Annotated in this window: 13 protein-coding genes; 8 read left to right on the forward strand and 5 right to left on the reverse strand. The window is 36.8% G+C overall.

Features of this window, described 5'->3' with window-relative positions; translation table 11 throughout:
• From RHABOEDO_RS07705 to RHABOEDO_RS07725, 5 genes are all read left to right on the forward strand, one after another.
• The gene (locus tag RHABOEDO_RS07705; RefSeq protein ID WP_215216866.1) at nt 1-369 is read left to right on the forward strand and encodes an IS630 transposase-related protein; all 369 of its coding nucleotides are present in this window, start codon (nt 1-3) and stop codon (nt 367-369) included.
• A 5-nt stretch (nt 370-374) separates the two neighbouring features.
• Entirely contained in the window at nt 375-860 is a 486-nt protein-coding gene (locus RHABOEDO_RS07710; RefSeq protein WP_245397582.1) for an IS630 family transposase, read from the forward strand.
• 369 nt (nt 861-1229) lie between these two features.
• Entirely contained in the window at nt 1230-4166 is a 2937-nt protein-coding gene (locus RHABOEDO_RS07715) for an insulinase family protein (RefSeq protein WP_220017510.1), read from the forward strand.
• 127 nt (nt 4167-4293) lie between these two features.
• Nucleotides 4294-5043, forward strand: coding sequence for a S1C family serine protease (locus RHABOEDO_RS07720; protein WP_220017511.1), 750 nt, complete (start codon nt 4294-4296; stop codon nt 5041-5043).
• An 82-nt stretch (nt 5044-5125) separates the two neighbouring features.
• The gene (locus RHABOEDO_RS07725; protein WP_215216906.1) at nt 5126-6541 is read left to right on the forward strand and encodes a Do family serine endopeptidase; all 1416 of its coding nucleotides are present in this window, start codon (nt 5126-5128) and stop codon (nt 6539-6541) included.
• 81 nt (nt 6542-6622) lie between these two features.
• On the opposite strand, the gene RHABOEDO_RS07730 is transcribed toward RHABOEDO_RS07725, so the two are convergent.
• From RHABOEDO_RS07730 to sucC, 4 genes are read right to left on the reverse strand one after another with little or no spacing between them, the layout of a single operon-like run.
• Complete coding sequence (locus RHABOEDO_RS07730) at nt 6623-6907, reverse strand: hypothetical protein (protein WP_215216905.1); 285 nt, start codon at nt 6905-6907, stop codon at nt 6623-6625.
• On the reverse strand, nt 6908-8050 hold the full coding sequence (locus RHABOEDO_RS07735) for a site-2 protease family protein (RefSeq protein WP_215216904.1): 1143 nt from the start codon (nt 8048-8050) through the stop codon (nt 6908-6910). It lies immediately after the preceding gene.
• 3 nt (nt 8051-8053) lie between these two features.
• Nucleotides 8054-8932 (reverse strand): succinate--CoA ligase subunit alpha, encoded by an 879-nt coding sequence (sucD, locus tag RHABOEDO_RS07740; protein ID WP_215216903.1) that lies wholly within the window; start codon nt 8930-8932, stop codon nt 8054-8056.
• Nucleotides 8933-10102, reverse strand: coding sequence for an ADP-forming succinate--CoA ligase subunit beta (gene sucC / locus RHABOEDO_RS07745; protein ID WP_215216902.1), 1170 nt, complete (start codon nt 10100-10102; stop codon nt 8933-8935).
• 119 nt (nt 10103-10221) lie between these two features.
• Here sucC and ftsY point away from each other — a divergent pair, with 119 nt between their 5' ends.
• Nucleotides 10222-11109: a signal recognition particle-docking protein FtsY gene (ftsY, locus tag RHABOEDO_RS07750; protein ID WP_434062184.1), complete on the forward strand. Its 888-nt coding sequence runs from the start codon at nt 10222-10224 to the stop codon at nt 11107-11109.
• Nucleotides 11110-11313: 204 nt separating this feature from the next.
• On the opposite strand, the gene RHABOEDO_RS07755 is transcribed toward ftsY, so the two are convergent.
• Complete coding sequence (locus RHABOEDO_RS07755; RefSeq protein ID WP_220017512.1) at nt 11314-12264, reverse strand: leucine-rich repeat domain-containing protein; 951 nt, start codon at nt 12262-12264, stop codon at nt 11314-11316.
• A 258-nt stretch (nt 12265-12522) separates the two neighbouring features.
• On the opposite strand from RHABOEDO_RS07755, the gene RHABOEDO_RS07760 reads away from it, so the two are divergent.
• A complete protein-coding gene (locus tag RHABOEDO_RS07760) occupies nt 12523-13197 on the forward strand; it encodes a hypothetical protein (RefSeq protein ID WP_215216899.1) in 675 nt (224 codons plus the stop codon).
• Nucleotides 13161-15389 (forward strand): replication restart helicase PriA, encoded by a 2229-nt coding sequence (gene priA / locus RHABOEDO_RS07765; protein ID WP_215216898.1) that lies wholly within the window; start codon nt 13161-13163, stop codon nt 15387-15389. Before RHABOEDO_RS07760 ends, priA begins: the two co-directional genes overlap by 37 nt.
• The last annotated feature ends 3 nt before the right edge of the window (nt 15390-15392 follow it).

A 15392-nucleotide genomic window follows, 5' to 3' on the forward strand; every position in this document is an offset into this window, starting at 1 on the left:
ATGCCTAAACCTTATTCAATGGATCTAAGAAAACGAGTGCTTCAATACCTAGAAGAAAATAACGACAAAATGAAGGCCAGCCAGCTATTTCAAGTTGGGATTGCAACTGTCTACCGATGGGTAAAGCGTAAGAAACAAAGAGGAAACGTAGAACCTCTAAAAAAGAAAAGCACTTATAAGAAAATTGATGATCAGAGATTAATCGCTTATGTAGAAAAAAACCCCGATCATTTTTTATCAGAGATTGCAAAGCATTTTGGTTTGACTTTGCAAGCAATCTTTTACGCTTTGAAAAGACTCAAGATCACAAGAAAAAAAAGATTGCGTTTTATAAGGAAAGGAATGCGGAAGCAAGAGCGGAATATCTAAAAAAGATAGAAGCAATTTCTCCTGAAAAAAGGGTCTATTTGGATCAGAGCGGAATCAGTCAATATGTGCATAGGCAATATGCGAGGAGCGCGAGGGGAAAACAAATATTTGGAGGAATTTCAGGAAAACGATTTGGTAGACAGAGTGTAATTTCGGCACTACAAGGGAAGAAATTGCTGGCACCGATGTGTTTTGAAGGAACTTGCAATACGGATCTATTTAATGTATGGCTAAAACAGGAATTGATTCCAAATTTGACTCATGGCCAAGTTTTGATTCTCGATAACGCGAGCTTTCATAAATCAAAGACAACTAGAACATTGATAGAGGAAAGTGGATACGAAATGCTCTTTCTCCCGCCTTATTCACCGGACTTAAATCCTATCGAAAAATATTGGGCCAATATGAAAACGAAAATCCGAGAACTTTTACCTACTGTAGCTAATTTATCCGAAGCCTTAGATCAAGCTGTTTTATCAATGTCGATTTAAATAACTATAACTAGGTTTTTTTGAAAAAACTGCTCTATCTTGCAAGAAGGTATTATCTTTTTGTATAAAAATATTTATATATTCAAACTCTTAATTTGAATGCAAACGAGTATAGACATCTCAAGATTTTTTGAGATAAATGGATATATTTTTAATAAAAATTACAAATCAAGAATTAACTTCAATTTTAATGCAATTAATTTATCTTTAATTTATTAAAAAAAATAATTACTTTTATTTAATTTAAGTTTCGGATTCAAGATATGTTCATCTAGATGCAAAAAATGGGATCATCTTTACTAAAATCTTGAGCTAATCTATTGTTAAGCGCTTAAATTAGCTGGATTCATGTATACATTTTGTAAATCTTTGACACAACCTGGAGAAAAACACGGCGATTTTATCGTTACAAAATATTTAGTTATCGATGAACTACACTGTGTCTTACGAGAACTTACGCACGTGCCTACAGGCGCTATTGTTATGCATATTGAGAACGATGATCCAGAGAATCTATTTTGTCTTTCTTTTAAGACCTTGCCGTATAATTCAAATGGTGTAGCACATATCTTAGAACACACCGTCTTATGCGGCTCTTCGAAATACCCGGTAAAAGATCCTTTTTTTTCTATGCGACGAAGGAGCCTAAACACTTTTATGAATGCTTTAACAGGAGCTGACTTTACCTGTTATCCAGCAGCATCACAAGTGGAAAAAGATTTTTATAACTTATTGGATGTTTATTTGGATGCGGTATTCCATCCAGAATTAAAGCGAATGAGCTTTCTGCAAGAAGGGCATCGTCTAGAGTTTATCAATCTTAAAAAACCAGAAGAAGGGTTGCATATCAAAGGGATTGTATACAACGAGATGAAAGGAAGCCTCTCTTCTGTCGACACGCGTATGTGGCATGCTATGATGGCTCAACTTCTGCCAGATCTTCCTTATGCGTTTAATTCAGGAGGAGATCCAAAAGAGATCCCTAGTTTAACCTATGAGCAGCTTATTGCTTTCCACTCTTTGTATTATCAGCCGGCGCGTTGCTTATTTTTCTTTTATGGTAATCTCCCTTTGCAAAAACACCTGGATTTTATCGCAGAAAAAACGCTAGACCAAGCAAGTAGCTCACCTCCTACAGGCTTAGGTAAACAAAAGCGTTTTGATACACCGAAGTTCTCTACTATGCGCTATCCCATCGAAGCTTCTGAAACTTTTTCTCGTCGAACAGTGATCGCTTTTGGATTTTTAACAGCTCCTATTACAGAACAAGAAGATGTGTTAGCATTAAGCATTTTAGATGTAATCCTAATGGAAACTGATGCTTCTCTTTTAAAAAGAGCTTTGCTTGAATCACAGCTCTGTATTTCCGCAAATGGTTTCATAAGCCTGGAGATGAGCGAAGTACCGTATCTAATTGTCTGCAAAGGTACTGAAGAAAAAGATGCCGATGCACTAGAGCAAGTTTTAGTAAGCAATTTAAAGAAGATCGTTGTAGAAGGCATCCCGAAACATCTCATCGATGCAGCCATTCATCAGTTAGAGCTCTCTCGTTTAGAGATAGGAGGAGATCAATCCCCTTTTGGCCTTTCTTTATTTATGCGCTCTGCTTTAGCTAAACAAAATGGATGTGCTGCTGAATCAGGGCTGATGGTGCACTCTTTATTTGAGGAGCTATTAGAAAAAACAAAACAACCCACTTATTTAACAGGATTAATCGACAAGTATTTTCTAAGCAATCCTCATAGGGTTCGACTGATTATGATAGCAGACCCTCATCTAGCAGAAGAAGAGAGAAATCAAGAGTTAAAACAACTTAAAAAAAATCAGCAAGAGCTATCTAAGGAACAAATTAAAGAGATTCAAAAACAAACAAGAGATCTAGCCCTGTATCAAAAGCAAACAGAAGCTCAAGCTTTAGATTGCTTGCCGAAAATATCTTTAAATGATGTTCCTACTGCTATTCGTGATTTTCCCCTGCAAGTCATTTGCTCAAAAAACTTAACCGTCTATCATCACGATTGCTTTACTAACCATATTTTGTACGTGGATCTACTTTTTGATCTACCTACAATTGAAGAAGAAGATTTGCCCTATGTGCATTTATTAACCTCCATTTTATCTGAATTAGGAAGTGGAAACAGAGATTATAGAGAGAATCTGGAATATATGCAGGCCCATACAGGAGGACTGACCACTTCTTGTTCCTTATATCCTCAAACTTTAGATCCAAAAGCGCTGCGCCCTTCTTTTAATCTACGAGCAAAGTGCTTATATCGCAAAGCAGAGCAACTATTTGCATTGATGCAGGATTTATTGTTATATCCTCGACTTGATGAGATTAAGCGAATTGAAGAGCTCATTTTACAAATTTACACATCCTTGCTTAATCGATTAAATCGACAAGCCATGCGCTATGCTACTCATTTAGCCATTAGTGGTTTTTTAACAGCTACACATATCAGCGAAGCCTGGTATGGGCTGCGTTACTTCAAGACTCTTCAAGCTATTTGTCAAGATCTACCAACCAATCTTCCTAAGGTAATCGACCGCTTAAAAGCTTTAAAAGAAAAAATTTTCACTTTTAATAACCCTCATTTGATATTGAGTTGTTCTTATGAGATGTTAAAAGAATTAGAGAGTAAAAATTATTTTAACCTCAATCAATTACCTACTCTTAAAACAAGCCCTTGGCGGTTTGAAACACCTTTAATTTTACCTTCTTCTCAGATTCGCTTGATCTCTTCGCAGGTTGCATTCAATGTAGAAGCATTTCCTACCATTTCCTACATCCACCCTTATGCAGCTGCTTTGACAATTGCTTCGGTTTTGTTTGAACATAAGACTCTACATCCAAAGATTCGGGAACAGGGTGGAGCATATGGTGCTAGTGCAACATTTAGCGCTAAAATGGGACATTTTTATTTTCTCTCCTATCGAGATCCTCATATCTATGGTACTAGAGGGCATTTCCACGAAGCAGTTGATCAACTCTGCAAGGGAAAAATCTCTGTACAAGAATTAGAAGAGGCAAAGCTTATTATTATCCAAGATTTAGATTCCCCTGTTTCAACAGAAAACAGAGCTCTTATAGCTTATGGATGTCTTCGCAGTCAAAAAACAAAAGAAATGCGCCAAGAATTCCGCAACTCTCTTCTCAATACCACAATCAAAGATGTAAAATACATCGTCGAAAAAGAGTTAAAGCCCAAACTCACCCAAGGAATATTTATTTCCTTTGCCAATCAAGAATTAATCAACAATGAAAATGCTGGTTTGCAAAATCCTCTGTCTATTTTTCCTATTTAAAATATCTCATCTATAAAAAATCAGTTGTAAAATAAAAAACACAACTGATATGTTCAGCTGTTTCTTATCGAGAAAAACAAAAAACACTGATTAAATAAATCAAAAAAGATAAGCAAAACTGTGTTAGTTGATTTTACTATTTAGGCTCTTTATGCAAGCATTTTTTTTCCTTATTTTAAGCATTTTCTGCTTAAATAACTGCTATGCTGCTTATCCTTTTCCTTCTAGATATCCTAAAGTCTCAGATGCCAAAAAAGCAGCCAATTTTTTTACTGAGATTCTAAACGCATCTGTTCCTGCTGTTGTATTCATTCAAGTAAATTGGATTAGTTCTTTGTGGGGAAATAACGAAAAAAGAGCCTGCATCGGTTCAGGATTTTTAATTACAGCAGATGGTTATATTATAACCAATGAGCATGTAATTAAAGATGCAGATGTAATTACTATTACGTTAAGCAACCAATTACAATTCGATGGTATCGTAGTAGGAGCAGACCCTATTTCTGATATTGCCTTAATTAAAATCGAAGCAGAAGGTCTTCCTTTCTTGGCTTTAGCTGATTCTGATTCCATTGAATTAGGAGAATGGGTTATAGCAATTGGTAACCCTTTTGGTCTGCAATCCACCGTAACATTTGGAATTGTAAGCAGATTAAAAAAAGATAAGTTCCAAGAACCAGATACCCTACAAGTCAATCTCGGTCTTAACCCAGGCAATTCCGGAGGGCCTCTTCTCAATTTAGATGGAGAAGTAATCGGAGTGAATAGAAGCACACGGTACTATAAAGAAGGTTTCTATACAGGCTTATCTTTTGCTATTCCAAGTAATGTAGCTAAAGAAGCTATAGAGAAACTAATTGACCAAGAACTACCTTAAAGTTTTTACTTATGTTTACAAAAATTTAGAGAAGTGTATATTTTATATGCTCAATTTGTAGTTTATTTAAAGGGATTATATTATGAAAAAATCATCTATCCAATCTCCTATTTTTCTTGTTTTAAGCATTATTCTTCTTAGTGCAAATTCTATTCATATTCCAGCTCTAAAAGAAACTCAGGTTTTAGATCGGATATCACAAGCATTTACTCTAATCTATGAGAGCGCTAATCCTGCTGTTATCTCTATAAAAGCTCAAAGTAATGTAAATGAAACTTACGGCGCACACAATCCTTTTGAATTTCACAGTGAAATATTTAATCGTTTTTTTGGGCAAATGCCCCAACCATCTCCTCAAAAAAATGCAGGATCTGGCTTTTTTTGTAGTGTTGATGGTCACATTATGACAAATGCGCATGTGGTGAATAATTGTGATAAAATCACGATTGTTCTGCACGATGGACAAGAAGTAGATGCTGTATTAGTGGGATCTGATCCACATACAGACATTGCTCTTCTGAAGATTGAATCAAAAGAAATAGCTGCATTGCCTTATCTGCCCTTAGGAGATTCAGAATCTGTTAAAATAGGAGAGCTAGCTTTTGCAATTGGCAGCCCCCTTCTTCTAAAATCCACCTTTACCCAAGGAATCATTAGTGCCAAAGGAAGACAGAACCTACATATTAATGATCTAGAGGACTTCATTCAAAGCACAGTACAAATTAATCGTGGCAATTCAGGTGGTCCGCTTTTAAACTCAAAAGGGGAAGTGATTGGAATCAATACAGCCATTGCTTCTAATAGCGGCGGCTATATGGGAATTAGTTTTTCTATTCCGATCAATATGGCTAAAAACATTATGAATCAGCTTTTAGAAAAGGGAAGTGTCACACGTGGATTTTTAGGGGTTACTCTACAACCAATGGATGCAGACATCGCTAAAGCCTTTGGTTTATCAAAACCAGAAGGAGCTCTTATTGCTGAAGTTGTTCCTGGGTCTGCTGCTGATAAAGCAGGTCTTAAACAGGGCGATATTATTTTAGAGTATGACAATAAACCTGTTAAGAGCTCTGAAGGATTAAAAACAGAGATTTCTCTAAAATTCCCCGGCTCTACTATTCAGCTAAAAGTAAAACGCAATCAGGAGACCAAAAAAATCTCTGTAAAATTGGGCTCTAATTCCGATAATGTAATGGCTGAAAATGGAATTGTGCAAAAATTGGGACTACAGGTCGAAACGTTAACAGAAGATTACGCTAAGCAGCTTGGTTATAAGCCTACAGAAGAGGGTGTTGTGATTACAAAAGTAAAACCCAATTCCCCAGCAGCGCTTGCAGGTTTGCGTCCAGGATGCTTAATTCAAACGATCAATCATAAAAAAGTGACAAATCTTTTAGAGTTTAATCAAGCAATTAATCAAAATACCACTAAAGCTATTCTGCTTCTAGTTCGTGATCGTAATAGAGGGGCTTATTTCTGTTCTATTCAACTGAAGTAACCTTAAGAACACATACCCGTGCTCTTGCTGCTCTAAAAAAAGTGAGTAAATCATAGACTGTAAATGAGTTTTGAGAAAGTCCTATTTCACAATTAAACTTTTATCAACATCCGTTGGTTTTTGATAAAAGGGACGTTCTTCTTGATTTTCTGTCTTTTTTGCAATCTTTTTTTGTTTGCGTTTTTTTAGAGGGGTTTTACTTAAAAAGTATTTATCGGTAGGAGATTGTTTTTTCTTGGTCATTTGATTCTTAGGCCGACCCACTCCTACAAAATGAGGCTGAGCTTGTCTAGGTCTTGGTTTTTTTTTATCTTCTGCACAAACCGTTAATGAGATGCATAGAAAACAAATAAGCCAAAGCAACATTTAATCCTCCTTTGATAAAACGTCAAGTAATTCTTGAAATAGTGGATCTTGTCGGATCGGATCAAATATAGATTTAGCTAACATAGATTCTACATTAACAACTCCTTCGTCCACTGCGGTTTTTAGCCAGCCAACTGCGGCTGTAGGCTCCTTAAGAGCAGCACTTGCACAAGCATTGCGAATCGCAATATCTGGATGAGGTTTGGATTGAAAGCATTGCGCTCCAATCTGCGTTACTAAAGAAAACTCTTTCTGATCAAAGGCTGCTTTATGTAGAAGGCAAAGAGCTTCAATGTTAATCTCTTTTTGAATAGGTAATAACAAATCGTAGGCTTGTTTATATAAATCTTGCTCAAGACATAAGAAAGCAAGGTACTCCGTTGCTTGATTAAAAATCATTCCCTTTTTGGCTTGAATACGAACTTTTTCACAAAGGTCCATAGCAACTTTTTTATCGGTTGTTGCCTCTATTTTTTCCATGAGCCCGTGTAGCTTTTGATTGCGATCTGAGCTGCTCATTGCTCGTGATTTACGATAGGTATCGTAGCTTTGAAAGGCTAAAAGAAACAGTAAAGATCCAATAAAAAACCCCTGCATTAAAAAAAATAACAAACTGCATACTAGTGCTATCACAATACTTGTAATCAGAGAATACTTAATCCCCTTTACTCCCCAAATAGCTTCTAAAATGATGCGCAAAAGCTGCCCTCCATCTAAGGGGAAAACAGGCAGCAAATTACAAATGGTCCAAAATAGATTTATCCCTTGTAAAAGCCGTAGTATTAATCCTAGATTCCCTTGACCTAAAGCTGGGTATTGCAGAAGAAAAGTAGCTATTCCAAATAAAATAAATCCAAAAAAAGGTCCGTTGAAAACAATCAGAAATTGTTTGCCAAATTTTAATCTCTTCCCTTCATGATAAGTAAGTCCTCCTAAAGCAACTAACTCTATACGAGGCTTTTGTTTGAAACAAAACGCTGTTAATGCATGACCGAATTCATGAAAAAGAACAGAGATAAAAATCACTGCAATCCAAACCAGAGTCCCTAGTAAACTTAAACTATTTACATAACCAATAAGCGCGGAAAATACCCAAAATGCAGGATGAATGATAATGGGAATACGACCTGGAATGTACAACATATTTTAAAACCTATCTAATGCTTCCGCCATAGCTTGTCCCATTTCTGCAGGAGATTTTGCTATAAACGCCCCAGCGTTTTTTAATGCGTTTATCTTATCGCGAGCGCCTCCTTTTCCTCCAGAAATAATCGCACCTGCATGACCCATGCGTTTATCTTTTGGTGCGGTGGTTCCTGCAATGAAAGCTGCTACAGGCTTAGAGCAATGCTCTTTAATCCACTCTGCAGCTTCTTCCTCAGCGGAGCCTCCGATCTCTCCTATTAAAAGAATTCCTTGTGTTTTAGGATCTTCTTGAAAAAGTTTTATCACATCAATAAAGTTTGTTCCATTTAAAGGATCTCCTCCAATTCCCACACAAGTTGTTTGCCCAAGACCTAGCTGAGTGGTTTGCCAAACCGCTTCATAGGTAAGGGTTCCCGATCTAGAAACGATGCCAATTTTTCCTTTTTTATGAATATATCCTGGCATAATCCCAATCTTACACTCCCCTGGTGTAATGATGCCAGGGCAGTTTGGTCCAATGAGACGACTGAATTTACTCAGTTGCATAACTCTGGAAACCTCTAGCATATCTTTGACAGGGATTCCTTCTGTAATACAGACAATCAGTGCAATTCCAGCGTCTTCTGCTTCTAAAATAGCATCTGCTGTATACGGAGCCGGCACAAAAATGACCGTTGCATCACACTCTGTTTTTTTTTTAGCTTCCCTAACAGTGTCAAAGACCGGTAAATCTAAAATGGTCTCTCCTCCTCTACCAGGAGTGACTCCTCCTACAAATCGTGATCCATATAACAGACATTGCTCTGTATGAAAACGCCCAGATCTGCCAGAAATTCCTTGAGTAATTACACGTGTATTTTTATGAATTAAAATAGCCATTTATTCCTTACCTTTGAGCGTTTCAACTACCTTCTTTGCCGCATTAGCCAGACCATCCACTGTAATGATTGCTAAATGAGCATGTTCTAAAAGTCGCCTTCCTTCTTCTACATTAGTTCCTTCCATTCTCACAACTAAAGGAACATGGATCTTTATTTCCTTAACCGCTGCTATAATTCCTTCTGCTAATGTGGCACAATTCATAATCCCACCAAAAATATTTACCAATATAGCTTTTACATTAGGGTCGCTTAAAATGATCTTAAACCCCTCAGCTACTTTTTCTTTAGAAGCGCCTCCTCCTACATCTAAAAAATTAGCAGGTTTGCCCCCATAATATTGAATGATATCCATTGTAGCCATAGCAAGTCCTGCTCCATTGACCATGCAACCAATATTACCTTCTAAAGCAATGTAGGCTAAATCATGTTCTTTGGCCTTCACCTCATTTGGTATTGCTTGTGAAGGATCGTAAAAATCGGCGATCTTCTGCTGTCTAAAAAGCGCATTGTCATCAACTACAAGCTTAGCATCTAAAGCCCAGAGTTGATGATTTTGATCAGCAACCAAAGGGTTAATCTCTAACAAAGATGCATCGGTATCCATGAAAGCTTGTACTAAACTTTGTGCTATTTGAGCACCCTGTTTAGCCATTTCTGCTTTCCACTGCATAAATTTAATCAACTGGATTTTTTGAAAAGGGCGCAAGACACCGCTTAAGCCAATGGGAATCGTTAAAACTTTCTCAGGATTTTTAAGCGCAATCTCTTCAATCTCTACCCCTCCTTCTGCAGAAGCGATTAAAACAACTTGCTTCTTCTCTCGGTCGATAACAACACTTAAGTAATACTCTTTTTTAATCGCAACCACTTCAGAAATTAAAACTTGATGTGCAATCACCCCTTGAGATCCCGTTTGGTTATTGACCATTTTCATCCCTATCAGTTTCCGCGTAGTTTTAAGGATCTCTTGTCGGCCATGTGCAATTTTTACGCCTCCAGCTTTACCTCTTCCTCCGGCATGAACCTGAATTTTTATTACAGCTTCTTCTAGAGAAAGATCTCTTAAGACAGCTTCTACGCCTTCGATAGAACTGGCTATCCCAAATCTCGGGATGGGTATCTTATAGGATATAAGTATCTCTTTGGCTTGATATTCGTGTGTATTCATTTTGTTTCTCTTTGCTTTGCTTGAATCTCTTTATCTGATAGAGTTTTTTTTCAAGCAATTAAAAAAGGGTCCTTATGTTTGGTTTTCTTAAAGAAGGCTTTCAAAAAATTAAGCAGGCTATGTCTAAAACCAGGTCTGCTCTTTCCCATAGAATTCGCTCTTTATTTGGGAAGCCATGGAACGAAGAAACCTTCGAAGCGCTAGAGCAAATTCTCTTTGAAGCAGATCTAGGATCAGAATGTGCTTCTTTGCTCGTTGAAAAAGCACGCAGTACCCTACGCCTACAACCTAAAGCGGAAATCAACGATATTTTAAAGATATTTTATGAATACACGTTATCTATACTTCAAGAACCTCCCCTTGTTTCTCTTAAGCACTCAGAAGAGAAAACACCTCATGTGATTTTGATCGTAGGGGTTAATGGCAGTGGAAAAACCACTTCCCTTGCAAAACTCGCCTATCAATTTAAAAAACAAGATAAAAAAGTATTAATTGGAGCAGCGGATACTTTTCGCGCTGCAGCAGTAGAGCAACTAGAGCTTTGGACTAATCAAATCGGAGTAGATATTGTCAAAGGTAAAACCGGTGCTGACCCTTCAGCTGTCGTCTTTGACACATTAACAGCTGCTAAAGCTCGCAACATAGATATAGTCTTAATCGACACAGCAGGTCGCCTACAAAATAAAACAGCTCTTATGCAAGAGCTGGAGAAGATGAAACGCGTCATGCAAAAACCGATCCTTTCAGCTCCTCACGAAACCCTGCTTGTCTTAGACGCAACCACAGGGCAAAATGCTATCGATCAAGCAGAAACCTTTCATAAGTTCACTCCCTTAACAGGGTTAATTATGACTAAACTCGATGGTTCTGCTAAAGGGGGCATAGTTCTTTCAATCTACAAAAAACTTCACGTTCCTATTCAATGGATTGGCACAGGTGAGAAAATGGAAGAATTAGAGCGATTTGACCCTATAGCATATGCTTCTTCCCTCTTTGAAATGAATTAAAACCATTTTAGCGGTTTTTTAAATCAGGAAGTCTGTTTGGTGTAGCTGATTGTGCTAGAATTCATTGACAATGAGTTAATATAAAATTTATTTCATGAAAATAAAATATTTACCAAATATTGACTTTTTTGCATCTTGAATATCGAACTTTTTTTAAAAAAGGTCAGATGCTTGAAGCTAAAGAGATGAAAAAAACTTCAGAGTTTACACTTTTTCATAGTGGCTATGCCTAATGATACTTGCATTTGTCCATAAGGTTTGAAGAACCTCTACTGTTGTATTTAGATAGTTTTGCGAGAGGTCTACTTTTTCTATTTGTTCCCAGCTATTTACTCCAAGTGCTTGTAATTCTTCAGATGAATACCTTAATTCATTATCAGCAGCAGAAAATTCCGTAAGAGAGGTTAAATCTTTAAGTTCCCTAGGTAATTGGGATAATTCATTGCTCGATACTTTAAGCACTTCTAAAAAACTACATTGCCTAATCTCTTTTGGGAGCTCTTTTAAGCAATTCTCCTCAACATTGAGTATTTTCAAGTTTTTAAGATATCCAATGGATCGAGGCAGACGCTTAAGAGTATTACCGCTTACATTTAGATTTTTTAAGTTTGTTAAATGCTCAATTCCACGATCAGGTAGCGTTATCAGTTGATTAAAGCTAAGGTCTAGCTCCTCAAGCTGCGTCCAAACTTTGATCGATTCTGGTAAAAATTCAATTTGATTTTGACTAAGATCTAACTTTTTTAAATTACGTAATTGATACATTTCTCTAGGTAGAAAAATAAGTTCAGAATTTCGCAAATCTAGAACAGTTATTGTATCTAATAAAGATTGATTCTTTTCATCTTCAAACCACTCTCTTTTTTTGGTTATTGAATTTAGCTGAGGAGCACCACTATCTATTAAAACATTCCAAAGCTGCTCTAAAAAATGATCTTCTAGCTGTATTTCTAGTTTCTGTAGATCTTGTAGGCAGGATATGACAGGAAAGGGGTTTATTACTGTTTTATAATCAGCTATTTTATCGTTAAAGATTTTCCATGCAACTTGTGGCTTAAGATCACCTTTTGAAATCCTCTGTATTGCTTTATCAATTAACTTGAACTCTGAGGAATGGGTTTTTAATTGATTAAGGTTATCTTGAAAAATGCTCACAGGTTCCTCATGAAAAACATTTTCTGAAAAAGGAATAAAAGATGTTGAAAAAGATAAACTCTTCTGTGGAATGGCCATGATTTCACCAAAGGAAAAATGTATTGACATAAGCTAACATGAATCTTGATTAAATTTCAAAAAATAGAATTTATCCAAGTTTAAGAAATAAAATAATGCTTTTTTGTTCCTAAGAACTAAACCTGTAAACAATCTAAGACTTCATGTAATATCCAGATAGAATAAAAAGCATGTACTCTTATGTTTACACAGAATCCATTTCAGAAAGAACTATTTGATCTGATTAAACAAACAGCCAGTTTACTCAAAGAAAGCCCTTGCTCTTTACGTATTTCACCAGAGACTTACGGATTTTTTCATCTTCCTGTCAAAAAGCCTTTGATAAAACCACAAGCAGTAAAACAGAAGGCTATTTTAAAACAAGCACCTGTTGATCGTTGGCCTTCTGTTCGATCTGTCCTCCAGAAGATTGCCCCTAATATGAAATTACACGATACAATACTCGATGATCTCAAAGCACAAAAAGCAGCTAACGCCTGGAGCGAGCAAATAGAAGTGGTAATCATTACTGGTCCTATTTCCAATGAAGAACTTCTTTTTTTAAAAGATCTCGCAAGAGCTATTCATGATCGTTTATCCGTTACCAAATTAATTTCTGGTACAAAATTAGAAAAAGAAAAAGGCTGGGAATCTTTTTTCAAAAAAAATAGCTTTAAATTGATCATTCTCACGCAGGCAGCGCAGCAATACACTGAATTGATGCTGTATTATAAACAAGAGAAAAACCAGCACTTTCTAGCAACTGCTGCTCTTATTGTTCTTGAAACATTAGAAATATATACACAGCCTGATCAAAAAACCGCTCTTTGGAAATCTCTATGTCAGATCTTAACTCCGGCAGCATCGTCTCTGTAATTTTAGACCAAGCTATTAATATGACTCTTGACTATAAGGTCTGTCCGAGCTTTATAGGTCGTATTTATATTGGATCTCGTGTAAAGGTTCCTCTACAAGGATCTACCAGATTAGCTACGGTTATCGAAATTAAGCAAAACTCTCCAGTAAAAAAGCTACGTAAAATCATCGAGCTTTTAGATACGCCTGTTTTACCCAAAGATCTAGTCTCTCTTGCTAAATGGATGGCACATTACTATTGCTGTCCTTTACGTAAAGTCTTGCAAGTTATCCTGCCACCTAGCGTGCGCAAAGATACAGGGACTAAACAACAGTTATTTATAAAACCTCTTCTTGATAAATCAAGGTTAAAAGAGTTATGCGAAAGCTTGCGTTTAACCTCTCATACGCAAGCTGAAGTAGTATCGACTCTTCTACAAGCTCCTAAAGGATTATTGCTTAGTGAACTGATGGAAAAAGCAAATGTCTCTCGTAGCCCTATTAATACACTGATTAAAAAAAATATACTAAGTTGCTCTTCGATTACCATTGATCGCTCTAAATTGTTAGAATGGGAGTTTTTTAGAACCAAACCAAAAGCATTAAATCCTGAACAGGTAAAAGCGCTTGAATCTATAAAACACAGCTTAAATACAAACCTGTTTCAGACACATCTACTATATGGAGTGACGGGAAGTGGAAAAACAGAAGTATATTTACAAGCTATTCAACATGCACTAGAACAAGGAAAAAGCATCATCTTTCTTGTGCCAGAAATTGCCTTAACTTCTCAAACCATTGAAAGATTAAGAAGTAGATTTTTGCAAAAATTATCCATTTTGCACTATCGGATCTCTGCTGGGGAAAAAAGAGATGCTTGGCATAATATCGCCACTCATATCACTCCTATTGTCATTGGAGCTAGATCTGCTATATTTAGCCCTACTTGCCACTTAGGTCTAATCATTGTTGATGAAGAACATGAGAGCTCTTACAAACAAACAGAAGAGTCTCCTAGATACCATGCACGTGATATAGCTGTTATGCGTGCTAAGCTAAACCAAGCAACAGTAATCCTGGGCAGTGCAACACCTAGCTTAGAAAGCTATCAAAATACTCTTTTAGATAAATACCATTTAAATACGTTGTCCAAACGAGCGGACAAAGCTCATTTGCCACAAATACAAATCGTTGATATGCGCCCTCAATATCAAAAAGCCAAGGGATTCACTCTATTTTCTGAAATATTGATTGAGAAAATTAAACAGAAGATAGCACTTGGTGAACAGGTTCTGCTTTTTTTAAACCGAAGGGGCTATCACACTTCACAACTATGCTTAAACTGTTCATACGTTATAAGTTGTCCTCATTGCGATATCTCTTTGACCTTTTATTTCAAAGAAAACCGATTTACGTGTCATCTATGCGACTTCTCTCTTTTCCCTCCCCCTAAATCTTGTCCTAAATGCCATGCGGAAGGACAACTAAAATTTAAAGGGGTCGGCACAGAATTAGTAGAGCGTTCTTTAAAGGCTCTTCTACCAGAAGCGCGCACACTGCGTATTGACAGGGATACAACTCGTCACAAAGGAAGCCACGAACTATTATTAAAACAGTTTCGCACAGGCAAAGCTGATGTGTTGATCGGAACACAAATGATCGCAAAAGGCCTGCATTTTCCTTTAGTGACATTAGTAGGTGTTCTCATGGCTGATAGCAACTTGCAAATTCCTGATTTCCGAGCTAGTGAAACCACCTTCCAATTGCTCACGCAAGTAGCTGGAAGATCTGGAAGAGGATCTCTATTAGGAGAAGTGCTCATCCAAACCCTTCTTCCAGAGCACATGATTCTCTCTCTAGCACAACAACAAAACTTTGAAGGTTTTTTTGCTCAAGAAATACAAACACGTAGGCTATTTTGCTATCCTCCTTTTACCAGGCTTGTAAAACTGATTTTTAGCGGAAAAATAGAATCCCAAGTTGTAGAATATGCAGAAAAAATTCGAAAAGATCTAAAGAGAAAACTGATAAATAACTGTGAAATTCTACCGCTTATTGCCTGCGGTCATGCTAAAATTAAAGATCTATTCCGCTATCAGTTTCTCATTAAAGCGAAAAAATTGATCCCTATACTCCTCCCATTACATCAGATACCACAACACAAAGAGATCAAACTCTCTATCGATGTGGATCCTTTGTCCACTTTTTTTTAGCAT

The organism is Candidatus Rhabdochlamydia oedothoracis, assembly GCF_019453995.1.
GTDB lineage: Bacteria > Chlamydiota > Chlamydiia > Chlamydiales > Rhabdochlamydiaceae > Rhabdochlamydia > Rhabdochlamydia oedothoracis.

Excerpts from the sequence above, each read along its gene's own strand:
- RHABOEDO_RS07705 (WP_215216866.1), top strand. The coding sequence starts at position 1 with ATGCCTAAACCTTATTCAATGGATCTAAGAAAACGAGTGCTTCAATAC.
- RHABOEDO_RS07725 (WP_215216906.1), top strand. The coding sequence starts at position 5,126 with ATGAAAAAATCATCTATCCAATCTCCTATTTTTCTTGTTTTAAGCATT.
- RHABOEDO_RS07730 (WP_215216905.1), bottom strand. The coding sequence starts at position 6,907 with ATGTTGCTTTGGCTTATTTGTTTTCTATGCATCTCATTAACGGTTTGT.
- RHABOEDO_RS07735 (WP_215216904.1), bottom strand. The coding sequence starts at position 8,050 with ATGTTGTACATTCCAGGTCGTATTCCCATTATCATTCATCCTGCATTT.
- sucD (WP_215216903.1), bottom strand. The coding sequence starts at position 8,932 with ATGGCTATTTTAATTCATAAAAATACACGTGTAATTACTCAAGGAATT.
- sucC (WP_215216902.1), bottom strand. The coding sequence starts at position 10,102 with ATGAATACACACGAATATCAAGCCAAAGAGATACTTATATCCTATAAG.
- ftsY (WP_434062184.1), top strand. The coding sequence starts at position 10,222 with ATGTCTAAAACCAGGTCTGCTCTTTCCCATAGAATTCGCTCTTTATTT.
- RHABOEDO_RS07760 (WP_215216899.1), top strand. The coding sequence starts at position 12,523 with ATGTTTACACAGAATCCATTTCAGAAAGAACTATTTGATCTGATTAAA.
- priA (WP_215216898.1), top strand. The coding sequence starts at position 13,161 with ATGTCAGATCTTAACTCCGGCAGCATCGTCTCTGTAATTTTAGACCAA.